We start from the raw sequence: 1,455 nt of genomic DNA on the forward strand, positions 1-1,455 counted from the left end.
GGGCTACCTGCTGGCCCCGCCGCGGGCGGCCGCCGGCTGCGAGCTGGGCGCCACCTGGGCCGTCCCCGTCCCCGTGCCCGTGCCCGCGCCCGCCCCGGCGCGCGGGTAGCCCTGCGCGTACCGGGCGCCCAGGCCCGCCACGTGCGCCAGCTGCGCCGGCGTCTCCACGCCCTCCACGACGACCTCGCAGCCCAGCTCGTGCGCCAGGCCCACCGCGGCGGCGGTGATGCTCACCGAGCGCGCCGACTCCCCCAGGGAGGCGGTGAAGCCGCGGTCCACCTTCAGCTCGTCGACGGGGAAGTCGCGCAGGTACGCCAGCGAGGAGTAGCCGGTGCCGAAGTCGTCCAGCGCCAGGCGCACCCCGCCGGCGCGCAGCTCGCGCAGCGCCGGCTGCACGTCGCCGCCGTGCACCAGGGCGGTCTCGGTCAGCTCCAGCGTCAGCGCGCCCGGCGGCAGCCCGGCCTCCTCCAGGGCCCGGTGCACCGTGCCCACCACGCCGGGTTCGGCGAGCTGGCGGCCGGAGACGTTGACGGCCAGGCGCAGCCCGGCGGTGCCCGGCCCGGCGGCGCGCCAGGCGGCCACCTGCCGGCACGCCTCGGTGAGCACGTGCCGGCCCAGGGCCACGACCAGGCCGCTGGCCTCGGCGACGGGCACGAAGCGCGCCGGCGGCAGCAGCCCGTGCTCGGGGTGCTGCCAGCGCACCAGCGCCTCCACGGCCGCCACCCGCCCGGTGCGCAGGTCGGCGACCGGCTGGTAGTGCACGCGCAGCTCGCCGTCGTCGACGGCGCGGCGCAGCCGCAGGCTCTCGGCGAGCACGTCGCGCCCGGCCAGGCCGGCGCCGGCGTCGCGGCGGTGCAGCTCCAGCAGCTCCCCCGCGGCGCGCGCCAGGCGCTCCAGCACGGCCACGTCGGCGGCGCCGAAGCCCCGCGGGCGCACGTCGAGCACGCACAGCGAGCCCACCGGCAGCCCGTCGCGCCCGAACAGCGGCACGCCGGCGTAGGCGCGCAGGTGCGGCTCGCCGGTGACCAGGGGGTGGTCGGCGAAGCGCGGGTCGGCCAGGGTGTCGCCGACGGCGACGGGCCGGCCGCCGGAGACGGTGTGCGTGCACAGCGACAGGTGGCGCGGCAGCACCACGGTGGGCACCTGCACGCGCGCCAGGTAGTGCTGCTCGTCGGCGCCCATCAGCGACAGCCCCGCCACCGGCGCCCCCAGGGCGCGCGCGGCGGCCTCGGCCAGGGCCTGCAGCGCGGGGTCGTCCGCGGCGTCCGCGGAGCGGTAGCTCGCGGCGGACGCCAGCCGGTCGCCCCGATCCACCGGCACCGTCGGTGACGGGGTGGACCGCCCGGGTGAAAGACCGCCGCAGCGCTGGAGGAGGGGGCGCGGCGCTCCGACACCCCCTGCGTGCCCACCGCCCCGCTCCACGCCCACGAGGGCGACCGGCTGGCGTCCGCCGCG

At 80.0% G+C, this 1,455-nt stretch carries 1 protein-coding gene; it reads right to left on the minus strand.

What is annotated here, in order from left to right; translation table 11 throughout:
• Positions 1-3: 3 nt before the first annotated feature.
• A complete protein-coding gene (locus GTR00_RS20725; protein WP_166613412.1) occupies positions 4-1,314 on the minus strand; it encodes a sensor domain-containing phosphodiesterase in 1,311 nt (436 codons plus the stop codon).
• Between the last annotated feature and the right edge of the window lie 141 nt (positions 1,315-1,455).

This window comes from Kineococcus indalonis, from assembly GCF_009906395.1.
Taxonomy (GTDB): Bacteria; Actinomycetota; Actinomycetes; order Actinomycetales; family Kineococcaceae; genus Kineococcus; species Kineococcus indalonis.